At 39.5% G+C, this 23,131-nt stretch carries 16 protein-coding genes and 1 pseudogene; 11 read left to right on the forward strand and 6 right to left on the reverse strand.

What is annotated here, in order from left to right; translation table 11 throughout:
- From ACESTD_RS17380 to ACESTD_RS17425, 10 genes are all read left to right on the forward strand, one after another.
- On the forward strand, positions 1 to 274 hold a 274-nt coding region (locus tag ACESTD_RS17380), incomplete at its 5' end, for a helix-turn-helix domain-containing protein (RefSeq protein ID WP_373159038.1).
- Positions 271 to 1,533 carry a site-specific integrase gene (locus ACESTD_RS17385; protein ID WP_195289124.1) on the forward strand — a complete coding sequence of 421 codons (1,263 nt, stop codon included), beginning with the start codon at positions 271 to 273 and terminating at the stop codon, positions 1,531 to 1,533. The genes ACESTD_RS17380 and ACESTD_RS17385, both read left to right, overlap by 4 nt.
- A 312-nt stretch (positions 1,534 to 1,845) precedes the next feature.
- Positions 1,846 to 2,199 carry a helix-turn-helix domain-containing protein gene (locus ACESTD_RS17390; RefSeq protein ID WP_005809798.1) on the forward strand — a complete coding sequence of 118 codons (354 nt, stop codon included), beginning with the start codon at positions 1,846 to 1,848 and terminating at the stop codon, positions 2,197 to 2,199.
- Positions 2,196 to 2,795, forward strand: a complete 600-nt coding sequence (locus ACESTD_RS17395) for a BT4734/BF3469 family protein (RefSeq protein ID WP_015532580.1) — start codon at positions 2,196 to 2,198, stop codon at positions 2,793 to 2,795. Before ACESTD_RS17390 ends, ACESTD_RS17395 begins: the two co-directional genes overlap by 4 nt.
- A complete protein-coding gene (locus tag ACESTD_RS17400; protein ID WP_103877985.1) occupies positions 2,746 to 4,551 on the forward strand; it encodes a DUF3987 domain-containing protein in 1,806 nt (601 codons plus the stop codon). The genes ACESTD_RS17395 and ACESTD_RS17400 overlap by 50 nt, the downstream gene beginning before the upstream one ends.
- A 101-nt stretch (positions 4,552 to 4,652) precedes the next feature.
- The gene (locus ACESTD_RS17405) at positions 4,653 to 5,021 is read left to right on the forward strand and encodes a MobC family plasmid mobilization relaxosome protein (RefSeq protein ID WP_004302091.1); all 369 of its coding nucleotides are present in this window, start codon (positions 4,653 to 4,655) and stop codon (positions 5,019 to 5,021) included.
- Positions 5,005 to 5,904: a relaxase/mobilization nuclease domain-containing protein gene (locus ACESTD_RS17410; RefSeq protein WP_195289125.1), complete on the forward strand. Its 900-nt coding sequence runs from the start codon at positions 5,005 to 5,007 to the stop codon at positions 5,902 to 5,904. The genes ACESTD_RS17405 and ACESTD_RS17410 overlap by 17 nt, the downstream gene beginning before the upstream one ends.
- The gene (locus tag ACESTD_RS17415) at positions 5,904 to 6,542 is read left to right on the forward strand and encodes a hypothetical protein (RefSeq protein WP_005809789.1); all 639 of its coding nucleotides are present in this window, start codon (positions 5,904 to 5,906) and stop codon (positions 6,540 to 6,542) included. The genes ACESTD_RS17410 and ACESTD_RS17415 overlap by 1 nt, the downstream gene beginning before the upstream one ends.
- Positions 6,543 to 6,680: 138 nt before the next feature.
- Positions 6,681 to 7,286, forward strand: coding sequence for a master DNA invertase Mpi family serine-type recombinase (locus ACESTD_RS17420; RefSeq protein ID WP_004302103.1), 606 nt, complete (start codon positions 6,681 to 6,683; stop codon positions 7,284 to 7,286).
- Positions 7,283 to 8,215 carry a TaqI-like C-terminal specificity domain-containing protein gene (locus ACESTD_RS17425; RefSeq protein WP_118147468.1) on the forward strand — a complete coding sequence of 311 codons (933 nt, stop codon included), beginning with the start codon at positions 7,283 to 7,285 and terminating at the stop codon, positions 8,213 to 8,215. The genes ACESTD_RS17420 and ACESTD_RS17425 overlap by 4 nt, the downstream gene beginning before the upstream one ends.
- Here the strand turns inward: ACESTD_RS17425 and ACESTD_RS17430 are convergent.
- From ACESTD_RS17430 to ACESTD_RS17450, 5 genes are all read right to left on the reverse strand, one after another.
- Positions 8,190 to 11,516, reverse strand: a complete 3,327-nt coding sequence (locus tag ACESTD_RS17430; protein ID WP_118147469.1) for an Eco57I restriction-modification methylase domain-containing protein — start codon at positions 11,514 to 11,516, stop codon at positions 8,190 to 8,192. The genes ACESTD_RS17425 and ACESTD_RS17430 overlap by 26 nt on opposite strands.
- Before the next feature lie 10 nt (positions 11,517 to 11,526).
- Entirely contained in the window at positions 11,527 to 14,856 is a 3,330-nt protein-coding gene (locus ACESTD_RS17435; protein ID WP_005809783.1) for a helicase-related protein, read from the reverse strand.
- A gap of 20 nt (positions 14,857 to 14,876) precedes the next feature.
- Positions 14,877 to 15,587, reverse strand: coding sequence for a hypothetical protein (locus ACESTD_RS17440; RefSeq protein ID WP_005809780.1), 711 nt, complete (start codon positions 15,585 to 15,587; stop codon positions 14,877 to 14,879).
- A gap of 4 nt (positions 15,588 to 15,591) precedes the next feature.
- Positions 15,592 to 17,169: an ATP-binding protein gene (locus tag ACESTD_RS17445; protein WP_005809778.1), complete on the reverse strand. Its 1,578-nt coding sequence runs from the start codon at positions 17,167 to 17,169 to the stop codon at positions 15,592 to 15,594.
- A gap of 66 nt (positions 17,170 to 17,235) precedes the next feature.
- Complete coding sequence (locus tag ACESTD_RS17450; protein WP_005809776.1) at positions 17,236 to 22,110, reverse strand: RecQ family ATP-dependent DNA helicase; 4,875 nt, start codon at positions 22,108 to 22,110, stop codon at positions 17,236 to 17,238.
- Positions 22,111 to 22,631: 521 nt separating this feature from the next.
- Between ACESTD_RS17450 and ACESTD_RS17455 the strand changes: the two are divergent.
- Positions 22,632 to 22,892: pseudogene (locus ACESTD_RS17455) on the forward strand (DNA-binding protein); the annotation flags it as partial.
- A gap of 59 nt (positions 22,893 to 22,951) precedes the next feature.
- Here the strand turns inward: ACESTD_RS17455 and ACESTD_RS17460 are convergent.
- Positions 22,952 to 23,131, reverse strand: a 180-nt coding sequence (locus ACESTD_RS17460) for a hypothetical protein (protein WP_373159039.1), incomplete at its 5' end; no start/stop codon positions are given.

The raw sequence follows: 23,131 nt of genomic DNA on the forward strand, positions 1-23,131 counted from the left end.
AAGGCTCACACGTATCAAACGCTCTGAAATGGAATGGCTTTTTCTAAACAGACCGGAAAGTATTGCGGAGAAAGAAAAGCCTGCTCCTAAAATATACAGCTTAGAGCCGGAGGATTGCTATACCATTACTGAGATTTGTGAGAAGTACCATATTAATGACAGTTCAGTATGGGCACATGTTAGAAAATACTCTATTCCCTCAAGACAAATAGGAAACTATGTGTATGTACCCAAGCAAGAAATTGATAATCTATATAAGTCAGAAGTAGAATGAAGAAAGCATTACCTAATACCAAAGTGACCGTCAAACTCAGAAGGTCGAATTATAAAGAAGAGTGGTATCTGATTATAGAATCATACCCAGTTTATAAGCGAGGTTCTAAACGGGCAAGCCGTGTGGTGGAATCCATTAACCGGACTATATCCACGCCTGTTTGGGACAAATCGTCCATTGCACGTATTTTGCCAGATGGAACATTCAACTATAAGCCTAAGCGTGATTTGAATGGGATTATCCAATGCCGTTCAACGATAGACCAAGAGGCTTGTATCTATGCTGACAATATCCGTAAGTTACGCCAACACGAATACGATAGTGCCATCCTTTACACTGATAAGGAAAACGAAATCGCTGCACAGAATGAGCGGAGCGAACAGGATTTTATCAAGTATTTCAATGGTATTATAAGCACACGTCATCCCAATAGTTCCGATTCGATTATAGTTAACTGGAGGCGTGTAGGCGAATTATTGAAAATGTATTCGCATGAGCAACCAATTCCATTCAAGGCGATTTCAGTTAAACTGCTTGAAGATATAAAGATGTTCCTTCTTCGTGCTCCAATGGGAGGGAATAAGAAAGGTACTATCTCACAAAATACGGCATCAACCTATTTCTCCATACTCAAAGCCGGACTGAAACAGGCATTTATTGATGAATATCTTACAGTTGATATAAGTGCAAAAGTAAAGGGAATAACAAACATTGAGAAACCCCGTGTTGCACTTACCATGAATGAGGTGCAAATGTTGGTTGATACCCCTTGCAAGGATGATGTTTTGAAACGTGCGTTCTTGTTCTCTATTCTCACAGGATTGCGCCATAGTGATATTCAATCTTTGAAATGGAAACAGATTCAACAAACAAATAAGGGAACATGGCAAGCGGTCGTTGTACAGCAAAAGACAAAAAGACCGGATTACAAGCCTGTCATCCAACAAGCACTTCAATTATGTGGCATACGTCCAAACGATGATGAAGCACTTGTTTTTGAAGGACTGACCGATGCCTCTTGGATTTCTCGTCCTCTGAAAGTCTGGATAGAAGCATCCGGTATCAAGAAGCACATCACCTTCCATTGTGGGCGACATAGCTACGCTTCGCTGTTGCTGGAAAATGGCGTTGACATATACACAATCAAGTCTTTGATGGGACATACAAACGTCAAAACTACGCAGATTTATACGCATCTTGTAAACGAACAAAAGGAGAAAGCCGCCAATACACTGTATATAGAAAATTTGGATTTATAGGTTGTGGTGGTTATATCCACCATTGAGCATCAACGACTTATGTAATACCAATCATATACTTACCACCATTTGCCCCTCATGAAGCATCGGCTTTTTGAGGGGTGTTTTGTAGCATTGAGACTTTCGGTGAGGAATGTGTTAGTCCCAATAATAGTTTATTTCCCTTTTATTATGTTTTCCAATAAATTCTCGTATTAATGAAACTTAAATCTGTCAGTGGTAAATGAGCGGTTGATTGGTGGCTTTCAAGCACCTATTTAGCACTCATAAACATCCCTATACTTTTGCGGCATCAACTTTAATACGAAGAAAATGGCTTATAAAGTAAATTCGTTGGAGGAAATGCCAAATGCGTTGTCCTACCTGATTGAGTCCGTAGAATCACTACAATCCAAAGTAAATGCCTTGCAACATAAGCAGGCAAGTGATTCACCCAAGTGGATGGATATAGATGAGCTATGCGCTTATCTGCCATCGCATCCAGCCAAGCAAACGGTTTATGGATGGGTATCAACTAAACAGATTCCCGTACATAAAATAAATAAGGCATTGGCTTTCTTGCAATCGGAAATAGATGACTGGTTGAAGAACAAATCGCATAAGACACAGAATGACTTGATGGAGGAAGCTAGACGATTTGTCGAATCCAAAAAGATTATCAGATGATGGGAACGACTGATTATTGTTTTTCATTCTTTCGCAAGCCTATCCAGAACATCGAACCGATAAGAGCTGTAGGTATTGTGGATGTGTACCGCTATATCACCGGGCATTATGCACAACCACAAACCGAAGCTCTACGTCTGATGTTAACTTCTCCTGAAGCCAAAAGGTACAAAACCACCCATTTTGACTATTGTACTTTTTCTGGATTATTCGGTAAGCGGAATGAGAAGGAACTGATAATGCACTCCGGATTGATGTGTCTGGACTTTGATCATGTGGAAGATATTATGGAACTAAAGCAAAAGTTACTCAACCATGAATATTTCGATACGGAACTGTTGTTTGTCAGTCCATCCGGTAATGGATTAAAATGGATCATACCTGTAGACTTGAAAGGCTGGGAACATTTCCGGTACTTTAAGGCTGTTGCCAACTGCATCAAAGCAACAGGCTTGCCGTTAGTAGATATGTCCGGAAGTGACGTTGCTCGTTCATGTTTTTTGCCACATGATCCACAAGCATATATTAACCCTAAATATAAAGATGATGTCGAAGAAAATATTTTTCGCCCAAGATTGGGAGAATGTCCCTTCTGAAATAAAGCAAACAGATATACCAAGTATCACTTCATTATATAATAAGGTAGAGGAAGATGTGGAACATGTTGTCTGGGAAATAGAGCAGCGTGCCATTGATATAGCACCCAATTATAAAGATTGGGTAGAATTGGGTTTTGCGCTTGTGGACGGATTGGGAGAAAACGGACGGGAGTATTATCACCGCATTAGTAGGTTTTATCTTCACTATCAAAGGGAAGAGACAGACAAACAATACACGCATTGTCTGCAATCCAAAGGACAAGGTATTACCATTCGTTCTTTCTTCCATCTGGCAAACCAAGCCGGAATCTCGCTGGCTCCATTCAGCAAAGAACATTTATCCATTTTTCCAAATATCCAAAATAGAAAAACGGGTAAATGGATAAAGTCAGAGGAAGAACTTCCAGCATTTCCTGAGTGTGTATTTGCGCATCTTCCCCCTTTCCTAAATGAGGTTGTTAACAATTCTATATCGCTGGATGACCGTGATACGATATTGATTGGAGCTATTGTGTGTTTGTCTGTCTGCTTTCACAATGTTTGCGGAGTTTACGATGAACGAATCGTTTATCCGAATCTTTATCTGTTTGTTGTTGCAGATGCCGGTATGGGGAAAGGTGCGTTGACTTTGTGCCGGGAACTTGTAGCCCCTATCAATCGTAATTTGCATGAACTTTCCAAACGATTGGAGCAGGAGTATAAGGAAGCAATAAACGCTTACATCAAAGGCAAGAAAGATGGTGGAATGACCATGCCAGCTGAACCGCCCATGCGAATGCTTGTCATTCCTGCCAATAGTAGTGCAAGTTCTTTCTTGAAGATATTGGGAGATAATGACGGTATCGGACTACTATTTGAATCGGAAGGTGACACATTAAGCCAGACTTTGAAGTCGGACTATGGTAATTATTCTGATGTATTGCGAAAAGCATTCCACCATGAGTTAGTCAGTTTAAGCCGCCGCAAGGACAGGGAATATTGCGAAGTCAGCAATCCAAGAGTGTCAGTCGCTTTGGCAGGAACTCCCGAACAAGTAAGAAAATTGATACCTGATGCAGAAAACGGTCTGATGAGCCGTTTTTGTTTCTATATCATTCGCTTCAAGAGAGGTATAAGAAACGTGTTTGCCACAAATGATATTTCCCAATCCAAGAATGCCATGTTCAAACTATTGGGGGATAAATTCTGCCATTTACATGAAGAATTTGTTAGGCAAGGTAATTATTCCTTTTCTCTTCCCTCTGATTTGCAGGAACATTTTATAGAATATCTCAGTCGGGTGAATGATGAATGTTGTGACGAAGTAGATAACAAAATGCAGGGTGTAGTCCGTCGGATGGGGCTGATTGCCTATCGTATAATGATGGTGTTGACTGCTGTCCGGCATTTGGAGAATATGCCTCACGAATCATATTCCTCTGACGAGACTATACAATTAATTTGCCATAAATATGACTATTCCATAGCCATGAGTATCTGTGAAACCTTGCTTTGCCATGCAGTGTTCATCTATCGAAACTTGTCAGGAAATCAGCCCAAACGTTTACAATCCCTTTCACAAGAAACGGGCATTTACGCACGAAGGAATACCCTTTATAATATGTTGCCCGAAACATTTACCAAAAAAGATTATGATGCAACTGTTTTAGCTTTAGGTGAGAATGGAAGTACGGCAAACAAATGGATAGAAGCCTTTATCAAAGATGGCAAACTAAGCCGAATAGAACAAGGTAAATATAGGAAGATTTTTTGAGTGGCAAGTTTGTGTTTTAGTGTCACTAAAACCTAGGCGGCAAGCGGATAGAACTGCCACTCTCAAAAAATCAATTTATGCACATCAAAGTTTAGATAAGTATGAAGAAAAAGAAACTTGGTGGTCGCCCAAAGTTAGCGAATTACCAGAAACGCACGAAATGTTTCCGGGTAATGTTTACCGAGAACGACTATATCTATATCCAATCCAAAGCCCAACAGGCTGGACTGTCTGTCAATGAATTTTGCCATCAGGCTGCAATGGGCTGTGAAGTTGGTCAGCGTATCAGTCCGGAAATGGTATCGGCAATCCGTGACCTTTCCGGTATAGCCAATAATGTCAACCAGATTGCCCATCAGATGCACATCTATGGTTTGGAAGCAGTGAAACAACAATGTTTTTCTATTATATCAGAAGTCAGTAGAATTATCACCCAAGTAAAGAATAACAATCATGATAGCGAAGATTAAAACAAGAGCCGATTTTGGAGGGATAGTAAATTACGCCAATGATCAAAAGAACAAGAAAAAGAGTGCCATACTTTTAGCATACGAAGGTGTCTGTGCCATCAGCAATAAGACCATAGCCGATTCTTTTCAGATACAAGCTTCTATGCGTCCGAAAGTAAAAAGTTCGGTGAAACACGTATCACTTGCTTTCTCTCCGCAAGATACCATCCGTTTTTCCGATGATGAAAAAGGAGATACACTTATGGTGGAGATTGCCAAGAAATGGATGGAGCAGATGGGGATTAGCAATACCCAATATATCATAGCCAGGCATCATGATACGGAACATCCACATTGCCATATAGTGTTCAATCGGATAGATAATGACGGTAATCTCATTTCTGATAGCAACGAACGGATACGAAATGCAAAAGTCTGTCGAGCTTTAACCAAAGAATATAAACTTTACTTTGCCCCTAAAAACAGCAAAGCCAGAAATAAGAGCCGTTTACGTCCTCATCAATTACGGAAGTATAATCTACGTTCTGCAGCTCTTGATGCACTGGCTGTATCTCGCTCATGGAATGATTTTCTTGGCATTCTCAAAGGTCAGGGCATAGATATGCGTTTTAATCATGTTGAGAACTCTGATAAAATTCGTGGTATATCCTTTTGTATGGATGAATTTAGCATTGCAGGTTCTAAACTTGACTGTGATTTGAGTTTTAACAGCCTTTGCGTTACGTCGGGCAATGTAACTACAGAATTGATTATTCAACCCCATCAGGCCATAACTTCCAGTGGAGGTGGAGGAACAAGCAATGAACAAGGATGGCGAGACGATAAAAACAAGGATAGCCAAAGAAACGAACCTTTCTATAAACCCTCAAAACGTAGAAGATAATGAAAGAAGATGTAGTAGCTGCGAATCTTGCAAATTTGCGTCAAAGTATCAGTGAGCTAAAAGAATGTATTGAAAAACAGAATGCCACTGTTTCTAAATCGGAACAATCTGTAAAAGTGGACTTTGACGAAAAGACCATTTATAATGGAGTCGCTAAAGGTTTCTGCACTTGTTGGAATGAAGCCTTGTCTGTGGTAAAGAAACATATTTGGAAACAACAGCCGAACACTTTACCATTTTCACTATGGTTCCCGAAACTCATTGAATTATTCAAGCAGAAGTCCAAACTTCTTGAATATCTTTATCGGCACGTTTGCGATTACAATCTCAATCGTATGACTATTGAAGCAAATACGGATTGCATATTAAAACGGCAGGATGAGATACTTGCAAAAATCAATGAATTGAAAAATCCAGTAACCATTATTCCACCCAATATTAATGGGATGTTTATACGTGGGCATCATATAAAACTCCAGTATGTTGTGGTCTTTATTGTCGCTATTGTTACATGGGCTATTACTGCTTCTGTTAGCAGTATGAAGTATAAGGAAGAAAGCTTTGCGTATTATTCGATGTATCGGGCTGTAAAGGAACAATCTGAACTTATATTAAAAAAATGGAGAAACTCAAAATAAAGAAATAGAATTTGTTGCATATAAAAAATACTGCTTATTAAGGATTTATTCTTTTATATTCTTATAGAATATGGCTAAAAGGATTTTTCTTGTTATTATGGGATATTCTATAAAGTATAAATAATAAAAAATAAAATTATGATTTACGGATACATTAGAGTAAGCAGCGATAAGCAGACAGTAGAGAATCAGCGTTTTGAAATTAATAATTTCTGTGAACGTTATAAACTTGTAATTGATGGTTGGATTGAGGAAACCATTAGTGGTATGAAATCATACAATAAACGTGAATTGGGTAGGCTTTTACTACAGATTCAGAAAGATGATCTCATTATCTGTGCAGAATTATCACGATTGGGAAGAAATCTATTCATGATTATGGAGATATTAAATATTTGTATGACCAAAGAATGTCGTGTGTGGACTATAAAAGACAACTATCGTCTTGGTGATGATATCCAAAGTAAGGTTCTTGCCTTTGCTTTTGGACTATCTGCTGAGATTGAACGTAATCTTATTAGCCAGCGCACGAAGGAGGCTTTGGCAAGAAAAAAAGCTGAAGGTGTGACATTGGGACGACCAAAGGGAAGAAAAAGTTCTGTAGAAAAATATAAACTTCATGGAAAAGAAAATCTTATTCATGAACTTTTAAAGGCAAAAGTTTCTAAGCGTAAAATTTCTAAATTATGTAAAGTTGATAGAAATACGCTTGACCGTTTTATAAAACAGTTTTTGACGGAATGAAACAGAGCGTTTTCGTGCAGCAACAAGGCGTGGAGTGCGACTTTACAGGCTCTACCCCGTGGGTGATATTGTCTCCCATTGAACAGAGTATCAAACAGAAGATTGAAGCGGTTGGAACTCCACTTAAAGATTGGGATATAAATATCTATCGAGGTGTACTTACTGGTTATAATGATGCTTTTATCATTGATACGGAAAAACGTGAAGCGATATTGGCGAATTGCCAGACGGAAGAAGAACGCAAAAGAACGGCTGAACTTATACGACCGATTTTGCGTGGCAGAGATATTAGGAGGTATGAATATGAGTGGGCTGACAAGTACCTCATAGCCACATTTCCATCACGTCACTACGACATAGAGCTGTACCCTGCCGTAAAGCGACATCTTCTTTCATTTGGCAAAGAAAGACTGGAGCAGACAGGCAAGACCTATTCTATCAACGGCGAAAAAATCAAGGCTCGCAAGAAGACTCACAATAAGTGGTTTGAAACACAAGACAGCATCAGCTATTGGGAGGATTTTATGCGGCCAAAAATAATATGGAAGCGTATAGGGTCAATACTTCGCTTCTCGTATGACACTACGGGTAATTTGGGTCTTGATAGTACCTGCTTTGCCACAGGGCAACACATGGCTTATTTGTGCTGCATATTAAATTCTCTTATGGGGCATTATATGTTCAAAGATTCTCCCAAGACTGGTACTGGAGACTTGCTTGTAAGCGTACAAGCCATTGAACCTATTTTGATACCGATGAATAAAGATATGGAATGCTTGTTTGAAAATTTACTGGAAGAGGTCTTGGAACATCGCTCGGAAGAAACAGAAAAGGAAATAAACCGTTTAGCTTTCAAACTATACGATTTATCTCCTGCTGAAATCAACTACATCACTGATTTTGTTACTCAATCTCAACAAAGCCAATAACTTGTCGTTCTTTCTCTGATAGATTATATAAGTCGAAAATCATGGAATCTATTGCCATGGCTTTCGACTTGCTATATACATTCTGAATATCATTAACAGCAGACCTGAATCGTGCATTCATTTCGTCTGTCACCTGCATTACTGGAATTTTGTCAAAAAAAATTTTGCTCATTTCACGAGTTCCACCTTGTAGTTCTGGAAATGAATCACGGAAGCAGAACTTGAACAAAGAAGAATTGAAGAATGCTGTAAGATATGCTATAGCTTGACCTGTTATAATGAAACACTTTTGATTTGTACAATAAGCATTGTCATCATATACGAACGGCATATATTTTGTCATGTTGGGATAGACAATTTTTGGCTTATTAAAATCCTCCATATAAGCACAGTTACGAAGGTTATATGGCGTATCTCCTTTGTCTGTTCTTTTCGATATTTTATCCCAATATAAATCTAAATGAGCTTTTATGGCAGGATAATCTTCGATTTTGATGCGAGGTAATTTACCTTTTATACCATTATGAATGTTGATAATCCATAATTCAGCCCATTTATACCCGTATCTCCTAATATCTCTGCCACGCAAAATCGGTCGTATAAGTTCAGCCGTTCTTTTGCGTTCTTCTTCCGTCTGGCAATTCGCCAATATCGCTTCACGTTTTTCCGTATCAATGATAAAAGCATCATTATAACCTGTCTTTATTCCATAGTTGATTTGAATATCCCAATCCTTCAAAGGTGTTCCTACGGCTTCTATCTTCCGCTTGATGCTTTGCTCGATAGGAGATAGGATAACCCATGAATCGGAAGAAGAAAAATCACACACCGCTCCGCTATGCTGCACGAAAACGCTCAAATTCTTAACGCCATCTTTATTTTGTTTATTGGTGACAGCGCATAAAGTTTTATGCTCGTTATCTTCTTTAGAAAAGAGTAAGATGTTTGTATCAACTGTAGCACTCTCAAATATTTTCACGCCTGCGAAGTCTATAAGCAATTGGGGATTTGTATTCTTAGCAAAGAATCCACGTGTTTTTTCTCCGTATCCGGCACGCATCCATTTGTTGGACGTGATATAACAAAGATGACCTTTGGGTTTCAGTAATTGCCATCCACGTTCGTAGAAAAGGCAATATATGTCTCCCGTTTTTGCGAATGTTTTATAGTCACATGGTTCATAGAGTTTAGCCAATTCACCACCATTATTTTGTAACTGGATGTATGGAGGGTTACCTATTACTATATCGAAGCCATCGCTGACTCCAAACATCCAAGCAGGATCGAAGAACTCTGCTACTGTATTTTGGTCATAAGGATTCCATGCTGCCAATTGTATAGCATCTTCAGGGGCAAAGTCTTTGTCATCCGCCAGTAATCTAGCTAATTTTTCACGTAATACCTTGTCCTTTTCTCGTAAGGTACTTTTGCGGTTAGCAGTTTTTGCAGAAAAATGTTCATGACGGACTTCTATCAATTTCTGTTTTGTTGGCTCAATATCCGGATTCTCAAATAAACAGTGTGAAGCTTGCTTCTTTTTAGCAATCAAAGAATTGGCAGCGACAAACTTTGTTTCGAGGTTTGGTAATGTCGGTATGCCAAAGTTTGGTTTAGAAGCATCTTTTTCACAATCGCAAATCAGTGAGATAAAAAAGCGTAGTTTTGTTATTTGGGCTGCGATACTCTGAATGTCGCTGCCATAGATGCAATTTTCTATGATTGCCAATTTCAAGTCATACACTTTCTCATTTGGAGAAATACGACAGAGCACATCTATCATGCGATTAAGCAATCCCATCGGGAATGCTCCAGAACCACAAGCCGGGTCAAGTATTTTGATAGCCTTTAATCTTTTAGCGACACGCTGATATTCTTCTGGTTTTTCTCTGTCAAGGGTGAAATCTGGATTGAATAAGGAACGTACAAATTGAGTATCTCCTAAATAGGCAATGAGACTTTCGTCTACCATGTAATTGACTATTTCACGGGGCGTATAGAACGAACCACTTTGATTTCGCGCTGTTTCCTTTGTTTCGGGGTTGTATGCGCCTAATAGATTCTCAAATACTTTACCCAACAATTCTGGGTCAAGGGCTACCTGCTGTTCTTCGGGTGAATTTTCCTCTATTGTAAAGTTGTAGCGGCTGAGGATTGAAATCAGTCCTTTCTCTGAATCGAAGAACAGATTGTTAGGGATAATGGCACGATTGCGATAGCGCCCATCAGCAAAACGTTTGTCGTTGCGACTGAAGCCATCATAATTGTAGGCCTGTTCAACACCGTCAATCGTCTTGGTCTTATCAAGGCATTCAAAGAGTCCACCATTAAGGAAGGGGACTTCTGAGAATAAGGTAACGACATCATTCTCGCTGATGTTAAACATTTCGGCATAGCGATAGAGGGTTTTGATATCTTTCTTTATATTGGTAGCGAACTTGCGTTTGTTTCCTTGTTCATCTTCAATAGCACGGTTAAGTGTTGCAAAGAACAAGTTCTGGAGAATTGCATTGTAATAGTTTCCAACAGTCTGACTATATGGGTCAAACTCTTTTAGGATAGTCTGCAAATAATCAATATCGAATATCCGTTGTGGTACCAAGTCCTTCTGCTTGATGAACCATACGAACATAATACGGGTAATAAGTCGAATTACTTTTGTTTCTAAATCCTCACGGTCATCATCTTCAGTTCCCGTATTATTGGGAAAAGAAACATTAGATGATGGTTCTATAGCCCATTGATACCATTCGAATAAATCCTTGTAGAACTGCTTTGTGAGTGTCTCGACAGAAAATGCATTCGTTATGTCACTGAGTGTCTGTTTGCTATTTTTCAATGTGCCAAACTGTTCTATGGCAGTACGGCATCCACGACCTTCGCCAAGCAAATATGTATAGCGTTTTGTATTAGTTGACATCTTTTCATATTCGCCTTGTTTGTTAAACCCCCAAGTTTCACTTACGTATGAGAATCTAAGAATGCTTTCATCCTTACGATAACAGAACATAAATGCTCCAGCATACCCCATATTACGCCAATCTGTAGTGAGCATATCACGAATGCCACGACGGTTACGCTCAATGTCAACTTTGTCACTCAATTCCACTTCGTATATGGCTATAGATTCTCCATCTACAAGAGATATTTTGCCAAGATTCAATGCTTCTTTAGCTAAGCGGCTACTTACGTGGACCGCAGAAGGAGTGTTCCAAAAACTAATTTTGTTTCGGAATATATCATAAAGCAATTTTTGCCAAGCCTCACGATTATATTTAGATTCGATGACTTCTTTGTAGTTCATATTGCTATTTTTAGAGTTTATTGAATGATTCTGATAAAATAATTTCTGCATTAGTCTCTTGCTCATTAAGCAGAGATTCTTGTGCCGTATAATATGGTGCATACTTTTTTGCCATATCAATGATTTCTGCAAGTGCTTCATCATGTGTCATTCTGGCTTTACCTCCTACGCGACGCAAGTTTTTCTGTATGCGTTGTAAGCGTTTAGCTATGTAGGTGATGACACCTCTTTCCGCTAATGTTTTGAGCTGAACTACTTTTATGTATAGTTCATTATCGTCTATTTCACGAATGAAATTATTTAACAAATTTACAGCGGTACTAACTTGCACTCCAACAGAACCTTGTTCCTCATGGGTAGTTTCTTGAGAACGTGCTTCTTCATCCTGCATCATGCGAAATTTTCGTAAAGCCATATTAATATGCTTATGGTGTTGCTCTATACGCTCTGCGGATTGTTCTTCTTTGGGAGCTTTGAAATATTTTAGAGCATCAAGCACAGAAAGTTCTTCTGCTGTTTCTGAGACCAAAAAGAATACCTTACGGAAATTCGTTTTCAGGAATACAAGAGTGTCATTTGCAAGTGTTACTCCATCTACTTTTTTCATTTCACGACCAGTACGGCTACGCAATGAGAGTTTTGCTATGCGATTATATTCTCTACGGTTGTTTTGATAGAGTGCACGGAGTTCCTCGTAATATGGCAATTCTTGATTACATTCTTCCTTTTGTTTCTTCATGCCTTCATCAAAGAGTTTACTTAAGTCGCGGTCAAGAATTTCTTCTTGTGAGTAAATTTGGTTGTCTTCACCGAAGGTGGAATGAAAGGTTTGAATCTTACTTAATGCGATTTGATTTAGATTGATTTCACGGTTTCCTTCACGGGATGGATAGAAAACGTAATTGTATATATGTTTGGATGAAGAACCGATACGATTGACGCGACCAATACGTTGCATCAGTCGGGTGCTATTCCAAGGAGTGTCATAATTTACAATCACATTTGCTCGATGCAAGTTTACACCTTCAGCAAGCACATCTGTGGTGAGGATGATATTGTAGTCATTGAGTTTTGTCTTATAGTTAGCATCAAAATTCTCACGGATAGTTTTGAACTGCTTACTACGATTATCAGCGGAGATTACCAATACGTCTTTACGATTAATACGGCGTGCCAAATACTCTACTGTGTCAACTGATTCTGAAAATACAACTAGTTTCTGTTCAGGATTGCGTTCCGATTTGAACAACTTATGCTTAAGCAGCTCATTGAACTTTGTGAACTTGGAATCATCTTCGTCTTTTATATCTGCCCATTCTGAACATAACATTTCAAGTGTATTCTGATCTCCTCTAAGCATTTCTATAAATTCAGGCTTAAAATCATCAGCAGTGAATACTGCATTTTTGGGATTATCTTCCGCTTTGGCATTTAGTTTCTCCTCAATTTCTTCATCACTCAACCCTGATTCTAATAGCATATTGATATCAAGATCCGGAGCAATGAATACTTTGTTGCGGTCAAACATATCTATCATATTTTGGTTTGCTTGACGGAAATTGTCTAATGAAACTTGGAAAGCATAAAAACTGCTTTCTAGCCGCTTCACCAATCCGTTTTTACGGATTCCAGCTAAGCTGCGGCTTATTAATTCCGCGTTATCATACAGTCCTTGTGCCGCTTCAGGCTTCAAGTAGGCTATAGCTTGATAACGAGCGTACGTCAAGTTCTTTTCAAGAGTAAGCATAGCATGTTCAAACAAATCAGCGAGATGCTCATTAAGCTCATATCGACTTTCTATAGGACGCTCTACTTTTGGAAAGCCATTCACATCCTTATTATATCGAGGCACGTTCTCGATGTCAGTACGTGTACGCCGAACCGTCAATGGCTTGATAACGCGGTCTCGAACTCGTTCTGCTAATTTCTTGAATCGACTTATGTCGAAATTTGGCTCTCTTTTTAGCTGTTTAAATTCTTTAATAAGAGGTGAAAAGAATGCCGTTAAATTTGATACACCATCAATCGTACATCGGCGTGGATCTTGGAATAATTGGATTTCTGTGTATATATCTGCAGGTGTATTATTCATAGGTGTTGCTGAAATAAGCATTACCTTTTTCTTAAAGCCGGGAATATTTCCATTTTCTATACGGGGCATTTTGCATATTTCCTGCAATTGCTCAAAGGCAGAGGTTGTATGCGAGCGGAATTTATGTGCTTCATCAACCAAAATAAGGTCAAATTCATCAGCATTCCAGTAGTTATAATTGTCTTCATCGAGAATCTTAGACAAACTGCCATTGGAAATAAAATTAACAAACTTGTCAATGCCAAAATCTTTAAATGTTGCTTTCCAGTTGTGTTCTACGGCAGGTGGATAGACGACGAGAATTTTTGTTTTGTCACGCCCATTCTCGATTAAGAATTTCTTAGCTATCATTGTAGCAATTACAGTCTTGCCAAGACCTACAACATCAGCAAGAAAAAAGCCATCGTAACGCAGTAGCTTTTGATAACCTTCTTCCACAGCATCCATTTGGTAATCATATTTCTTATACCCTTCCGGCATATCAAATGGATTGTTATCGTCTGTTGCCATGACTCTATCCGAAAAATACTCCATGAGCATTTTAATATAAAGGTCATAAGGTGAAGCATCACCTTTGAGGTATGTATGATCTATTGATGTTTTTACATCATCAGCCGTAATTTCGCATCCTTCGGCTTCTTTCCATAATAATTCAAATTCTTCTTTGGCAAATTTTACATCATCATATCTATCCATTTTTACATTAAACTCATACTGACGTTCCTCCGTGATGCCTAGTCCGTTTCCAGTAAGATTACTGGAACCAGTTATAGCCATTCCTTGGGTGTATTGATTAAAATCGTTTGGATAAAGTACGTATATTTTGGCATGTATTTTTTTTGAAGGATGCGCTCTTAGTTCCAATTTACCATCAATAAGGTCTTTCACCATTTGGAACATTCCATTTTCGACCTCTTTGCTATAATGCGAATGCTCTATATCTCGGCGAATTTCACGTAGACACTCTTCTTTTACTTCTTCTTCTGCTCCAAAAAATATCTTTCCTTGCCTTGTTGCTTGTGCAATGTATTTATCTACATTTATTCCTATTAAGACCCTAACCTTATTTATGTTGTCTAGGAAAGGACGTAAAGAAAAATATCCTGATGCTCTGAGAAAACCGACAACTGCATCAAGATTACAAATATGAGGATTATGGTGTAGTATGCCCTCAAATTCTTTTATGAGGGTATTGTTGTCTCTATTCGTGAAAAAGTTAGAATGAGTATATTTTTTAACATTATCCATGTTTTTGATAATTTAGATATTTATTTCTGAGTGTTTTCTTTTTCCCTTCTTTCTTTTACCTTTTCCAATCCCGGCATCTTTTTAGCCAATGCACTTTCTCCTGCTGGAAAATAGAGAGGAAAAACTTTATATAAGAAACCCACAACTTCACTACGACTTTTATCCATATTGTAAAAAGCAGAGCAGACAAAGTACATTAGTTCTTGCTGACTACATGTTTCTTTGGGCTGTATGCTTATTGAGGGAGCAACTATCAAGTCATGTTCAGCAAATGATAGAGCACTGGCAAGAATAGCTTCCTGTTCTTTTTCGGTAAACATCTTTATTTTCCCAGCTAACCATTCAAGCTCTCTTTGCTGAAGTGCTTGTTGTTTTTCGTTTTGATGCTCCAATAGGATTGCTACATTTTCTTGTTGCTTTTCTGTCAAGGCGTTTTCTAATGCTTGGTTCTTTCGTTTAAGAACATTGAACTTCAGTAAAGCGGCAATATACATACAGAAATATCCTACTGCAATATCGAATATTAGGACAAGCAGATAATTGTTACTTGAGTTTTGTATGCCACCAGCCATATATTCACTAATAGGGATAACAGCTAATAACATGATGATGGCTATTGCATAAAGTACTTTGTATCGCGTTTTATGGTTTACCTGTGGCAAAGAGGCAAACAAAAAGGCGATAATCAAAACGGCAATTATTACACTGAATGGTATGAAAGATGTCTCCATAGTTTTATTGCTCAGTTTGAGGGTTAACAATAATGCGCCAATAGCCACCATGATCTGCTCCTTCACGAGACAAAATTCCCATAGAACGAAGCTTTGAAATATGTTTTTCTACGGCTCGGGAGCTTATTCCTATTTTATAGGCCATTGCTTCTGCAGACATTGATGGGTCGGAAATGACGAAATCAATAATCTTTTGTGTGGTTTTCCCAATGCTTTTAGATTTGTTTTTCGAATCTCCGAACTTTTTCTCCGAACCTTTTGGGATTATCTCCGAACCTTTCTCCGAACTTTCTTGCGTATTACCAAAGGTTTTCACCGAACTTTTGCTGTTTCCACCGAACTTTTCCACCGAACTTTCTTCGTTTTCAGGGTACTTTTCGAGGGTACTGTTTACCCTGTTAGCCACTTCCTCAACAGGTATTCTTCCATTGTCACCCCAGTTCAGATTATAGAATGTGGTGTAGAAAGAAGTCGCTTCCGTTTGATATTGTGGTTCTTTGCCTTGTAGGAAATTGGGTAGCTTCTCTGTAAGCTCTCGCATTTTGCGTAAGCCGGAACCACGTTTCTCCATATAGTCCAATTGTGTGAACATATCTGCAATGACAGGGTTGCGGCGCATGGACGGCACTTTGTATATGTCACGGTCTTGAATCTGTGTGCCGTCAAGCATGGCACCAGGTGATACTAGTTCTACTCGGTCATCGTAAATGTCAATATGTACTTCACCGCCCATCATGGTGTAATCTCGATGGATAAGGTGGTTTACCAATCCTTCGAAGATGGCGCGGTCGGAATAGTCGGGGAGGTTAAGGCGATAGTTTGGCATCTTCACCCAGCCACTCATGGTATAGTTTTTGATGAAATCCATACCATATTTTAAGAGCAGCACAAGGTTAGCCCGATGTTCCACGGAACTGATGGCATCATCCTTATATAGTCCAGTCCAACGGGTGCAGAAAATACGCGATTGAAATACCGTGCAATTATCCACAAACAGCAATCCTGCATTGGTCAGTTTGTCGTCAGGAGTTACTAGTCCGAATGATTCCAGATACTTGTCGTTCCATTCTTGATGGGTTTGCTCACGGAAGGTATTGGCAAGGATGATGAAAGAATGTTTGCTGGCATCCACTTGGGTAGGAAGAGAATCCCATGTCATGTGCGTACCTTTCAATACCAATGAAAGAAGTTGTTGCGAATTACACTCCACACTTTCATTGCCAATTCGTATATATGCGGTACGTGTTCCATCCTGATAGTAATAATAAGGTGTAAGCGTTCCTGTCTTTACTTTCACTTCAAGCAGGGTATGCCCTTCGTGTTCTATCGGAATAAGTTGAACTTCCGGCACAGGGTCAAGTCGTGCCTTTATCATTTCACTGATAAAATCAGCATCGGCTTGTGGATTCTCCAACCCTACAATTACGCCGTCATCATTCACTCCATAAAACAAACTGCCACCGTCCGTATTGGCAAAAGCCGACACGGATTTAAGCCACGACTTCACTTTCTTACGCTCCAGCATTTCCTTGAAATCGTAAGCTGAGCATTCTGTTATCAATGTATTGTTATGTATCTGCATTATTCGTATAATATTTAATTCTTATCACAAAGGTAGTGATAATATGATAAATTCAAGTGTTTTAACTTACAAAGAAAGTCTCAAGTCTGCTAAGAGAACAGCCGTTTCCGTTTCATCTTTCGGTGCATCTTTGGGCTTCCATGCCACAACAAACCGTACAGATGCAGATTGCACCTTATAACCTCTTTGTTCCCATTCAGATAACGTGCCCTGCATTCTTGATGATAATTTTGCTATAGGTTTATCGGTCGATGAACTATACAAGAAGAAATCATTGTAAATTAAAGAATCTCCTCCTCTTAGTGCTAAAACCTCTTGTTTCCGTTCTTTGAAGAATCCCAAATTGACATCTTTGTGAGAGAGTTGCAGTACAATTTCTTCAGGCATGTCATATTGTCGCTGATCCATAAGATAGCGGTCTGCACTCAAATGATTGAAACAATCACTGTTTGTATGTATGAACAGCCTGTTTTTCGCACGGGTTATTCCTACGTAATATCGACGCATCAGATGGGCATCCTTTACATAATTGTCGGATATGAGCATATACACATCGTCAAACTCTCTGCCTTTGGCCTTGTGAATAGTTGATACCACAACGTCGGCTCTTGATGTGTCGCAAAAGTCTTCCACTGACGACTCAAATACAAACTCCTTGAAGTCACTGAAATATTTTGTTTTGTTGGTTTGTTCAAACAGTTCCACACACCGCTTCACATACATCAAGCTTAGACTCCTGTCATAAGTAGAGAAGGTGTTATGCTTGGCTTCTTCCCACAGCTCTTCCGTGATTAACGGTGTTTTTATCCGCTTGTTTATATACCTCAGGAAATATCTCATTTCGGCCATATTCCAAAAACGTAGGCCGTCCATTGATTGTATCAGTTTACTGTTTATGCCATGTTTCCGCAAAAGAGCCATCAGGATAACGGCCTCTTCATTTGTTTGGGTCAGTACACAAGAAGTTCCTTTATCCCTATGTTGAAGCAAGTTTTCGACGAGCGGCTGATACATATATTCCGATTGATAGCGTATCACTTCAACCCAACCCTTTTCTTTTCTCATGGAGATAATTGGTGTACTTTTTATCCTTTTATGTATATTTTTCAAGAATCCGTTGGCAAAATCCACCGGCTGGCGCGCACTGCGGTAATTTTCGGTCATTTCGACAAACGTGCTTCCGCTTTCTTGTGCCAGTCGGTACATATAACCGGAATCGGAACCGCGGAATTCATAGATGTTCTGGTCATCGTCTCCCACTGCTATCACACGCATCTCCTCATAATTAGCTATTAAAGCCTTTACAAGCGCATGCTCTTCAGCTCCCATATCCTGAGCCTCATCTATAACCAATACTGTCTTACCGATTTTGTTTGGTTCTACTTCTCCTTGGCATATCATCTCGGCTGCCTTTGAAACGACATTCTTTGAATCCTCAAGATTTCCTATCCGTCCCAGGAGGTCGAAGCAATAAGAGTGGAAGGTTTTTATTTCGACAAAGTGGGCGGCGTTGCCTATCAACTCCATGAGCCTTTGTTTGAATTCCGTAGCGGCTGCCCTTGAAAAGGTCAGCATCAGGAGCTGTTCGTGTTTCACATCTTCAAGTAGCAGAAGTGAGGCCAGTTTGTGGACCAATACACGTGTCTTTCCACTACCTGGGCCGGCTGCAACCACAATGCAACGTGAAACTTTATCTGAGATAATATCCAATTGCCGTTTGGATAACTGTCCGAATAATTGTTTGTACTTATGTGGTGTCAAGTTACGTTGTATCTCGTTTGCTCTGTCTCCTTTGAAATATTTTATGACAAACTTTCTGTAGTCCATTTGGAAATAGTCCTGAACATATTGCAAGGCCGCATGATAATCTTTTACCATCAGATTGGCATATTCGCCTACAATATGCACTTGCTGGATTTTCAACTTGTAGAATTCGTTGAGCATCCGATAGTCGTCTTGCTTGTATCTCGACTTGTTGTCCTTTATTCTTTGGATATTCATGGCATTATAAAGTACCAAAAATCCGCCTTCAAGTTTTAGTGAACCGATTTTCGACAAATACAGAAGTGCTTCTTCCACGTCTTCTAATTGAATGTCATCAAGTCTGCTGAAAAGGGATTGAGTGCTTGACTTTATTCGGTTCAGAAGTTCTACCACGGAGAACTGGATGGCTTTACCGGGCATGTTTTCCTTTTCTGCATAAGAAGCTGATTGATATAGCCATTCCACGGCAAAACGGCTTATCTCCAATCGCTTCTCAAAGCGTCTCATAGTAGACTCGAAGTCTGCCTGGCGACTTATTTCCATATTGCGGACCGCATCTTCTTTCTTACGGGTGTACCCCTTGATGGTGAGGAAATAGAGCAGCGTCCGGATATCTTTTTCTTTGGATGTGCTGATTCCGTCGTTCACGGCATTTTCATTCAGTTGCTTGCATGATATTCGTAAAGTTCCGTCGGGAATATGATTAAGGATGTATTGTTCAAGTTTTGCAAAGCGTTCGAGGAGGATTTGTGACTTTCGTTCCGAATCACCTGCATCCTGCAAATAGGCAGATATATCTTTACTGTCTGCCAATATACCTTCCTGTCGCATGCGCTCCACTACAGATATAACATCTCTTTTGCTTAGTCCCAAAATGTCTGCCAGATAATCGATTCGTGATTCTGCTTCCGAATCCTGAGCCTTGGCGATATGTTTTTGAGAAATCAATGACTTGATGATACGGACTGCCTTTTCTATTTCATCGCTGCCAAAAAGTAGTGATGCTGCTATGCGTTCTCTTGCTTCGTCCATATTCTTTACCGTTATTCCCGTGGCATATACATGAGGTACATTGTTTCCTCTTACCAAGTATCCGCTTTGTTCCAAAGCTGCTAATGCTGTCCGTACACGGGTCTCAATGTCAGATACCGAATCATCCCATCCTGCTTGCCGGGCAATTTCCAACGCAGAACAGTTGACTTTCATACGGTGTTTGGTAAGGTCTTTGACGGCTTTCCATACCTGTTGTATTTCACTAATGCTAAGTTTCGTTTGGTTTAGCAATATAAAATGCTTGTCCAAATCATTGTCACTGTAAAGCACATAACAACGTGCGCTAAGACCAGGATCACGACCTGCCCTGCCAGCTTCCTGTACATAATTCTCCAGCGAATCGGAAATATCATAATGCACTACAAGACCGACATCTTTCTTATCGACTCCCATACCAAATGCAGACGTGGCCACGATGATGTGTGCCTGATCGTTCATAAAAGCATCTTGGTTGGCAATTTTTTCATCGGCTTCCATTTTCCCATTGAAAGGGAGTGCCTTGTAACCGTCACGAGTCAGTTTTGCAGCCAGTTCCTTTGTCCGTTTGGTGCGTGACACGTAAACAATTGCCGGACAATCGGCTTCTGCTACAAGTTCTCTCAATTTTAAATATTTGTCATTGTCATTCTCTACATGTATGACGGAATAGTGTAGATTTGTTCTTGAGGCTGTTGATGCGAATAATTCCAAGTTCAAATCCAAAGTCTGCTTGAAATAGTCACAGATGTCTTGGATTACTTTCTGTTTTGCCGTGGCCGTGAAACAGGATACAGGTATCGGGGTTTTGCATTTTTTCTTTTGCTGGTATTTCTGGATGAATTTGCCAATGTAGAGGTAGTCAACTCTGAAATCCTGCCCCCATGAAGAAAAGCAGTGCGCTTCGTCTATCACAAACCTTACAACGTGGCGCGCCATCAATATTTTCTCGATTGTTTTTGAACGGAGCATTTCGGGAGAGATATACAACAACGAGGCTTCTCCGTCTTGTACTCTTTGTATTGACAGCGATCTTGTGATGGGGTCTAACATCCCATTTATGGTTACGGCATCCGTGATGCCTCTGTCGGCAAGGTTGTCTACCTGGTCTTTCATCAAAGACTGCAAGGGGGAGATGACAACCGTAAGCCCGTGCACGGAGTGTCCCGCCATGAGTGCAGGCAGTTGGAAGGTAAGTGATTTACCACCGCCGGTAGGAAATATTGCCAGCAGCGATTTCCCTTTTACCGCAGCTTGGGCAGCACGTTCTTGCAGTGGCTCGCCTTCGTATGTCCGGAAGCGCTCATATCCGAAAAATGTTTTTAGGTTATGGAGCACATCCAATTGCGTATGGCAGTAGTCGCAGCCTTCTTTGCAAGTAGTGTGTCGCAGAAGTTTTATGATAAATTCCACTTCCGGATAATTATAAAGTACCCATCCGGGAGTGATGGAGCGGTAATCGGTGGTGTCAATCAGAGCCAATGCGTATGCCAATCCACATGGATATTGGTTGATGAGCATGTCAAGATCGGCATGTTGGCAAATCTTTCCGGCATAAAGTTCTTTAATAAGTTCAGGTATTCCTTTATGGATATACTCCGCACTTACCATACTGAGAAATCCTTCAAATTCCTTCTTGTCCTTCAGCAGCGATGCAAATAGTATACGCTTTTCTTTCGGTAATGAATGCCAGCATGCTATTTCATCCAACAATAAGTCTTTTGCTTTCTTGCAATCGTTCACCGGATTGTTCATTTGTTCGCTCATCAGTTTGTCATCTTTCACAAGCCTGTGGTAAGGGTGTTCAGGGAACAGTAAAGGCGAAACATAAAGTGTATCAACTAAAATCCAGCGGCATATTTTGTCCGTAAACAGGTATTTAGCATCATGGTGAACGATATTGTGTCCGCAGATGTAGTCTACATCGTTTAAGAAAATGAATAGTTCTTCTTTTGAGGTTTTATGAAATGTCGTGTTATCATGCTTGAGGGCTCCTATATCATGGATTCTATGGTCTTTCAAGCCTATTTCAACATCTACTATGGCATAATTGTGGGCACTACATGGTACAGAGGTGGTTTTATTGCCGATGATATTGTTTCTATCCTCGGTTTTCTTGATTCCTATGAGTTTGCTCCATATTGACATATCTCAATATAATAAATAGTTTTACAACTTGAATTTGTTATGTATCTGCATCGTTTTCTTATTGTTGTTTGGGTATAACATCCCAATATCATATACAAAGGTAAGGATAAAACCGAAGAATCTGTTAAAAACATCGCTTTCTTTTGATTTTTATGCGTTTACATCTCTTTATTTATGAATAAAAATCGTACTATTGCAGTCAAGAGCTGTGGTTGCTTATGGATGCTTATTTTCGGATTTGCGATATAATTGCAACACGTGTACGCAAGTTGCTCATACAGAGATACTGTTGATTTTGAGGAGGTGAAGTAAGTATCGGTAAACAACGATAATTACAAATAAGAATATAGGGTGTAACTCAATTAGTTATGCCCTATTTCTTTTTATATCACTTTTCTTTGACTTTGCTTGTTATTCGGATTTTTATTGTATATTTGTACCATAATTGTTCCGCGACAAAAAAGTAGATAACGTGCGACAAAAATATACATGCTCAAAAATAACAAATTATAAGTTACTGTATGCCAGCTGCAAAATTTGAAATAAAGCGTAAATGCTCGATTTGTGGAGAAGAGTTTTTAGCCAAGACCATAGAATCGTGGTATTGTTCTCCTCGATGTTCTAAGATTGCTTGGAAACGTAGAAAAGACGAGGAAAAAAGAAATCTTAGGCTGGATGAAGTAGTAAAAAGTATTCCTAAAGACCAAGACTATATTAAGGTATCAGAAGCCTATGCCTTGTTTGGAATTAGTCGTGATACATTGTATCGTCTCATTCGTAAAGAGCCTGGAAAATCCAGTGTAAGCTGCCCCCTAAAACCAAGCGATTCTGCCCCCTTGTGCTAAAATAATCCTACCCCCTTGATTCCAATATAAAAATACCCCTGCTTGGCAATGCCCGGCAGGGGATTTTTCGTAGATTTGATTCCCGTCTTGACCGGTGGGATAAAATCATTTCTACTATGACAACAAAGATAGCAAACATCCTCCAATGTTACGCATTGGGGATGGGGATAAAGCAG

Source organism: Bacteroides sp. AR20 (genome assembly GCF_964250605.1).
GTDB lineage: Bacteria > Bacteroidota > Bacteroidia > Bacteroidales > Bacteroidaceae > Bacteroides > Bacteroides uniformis.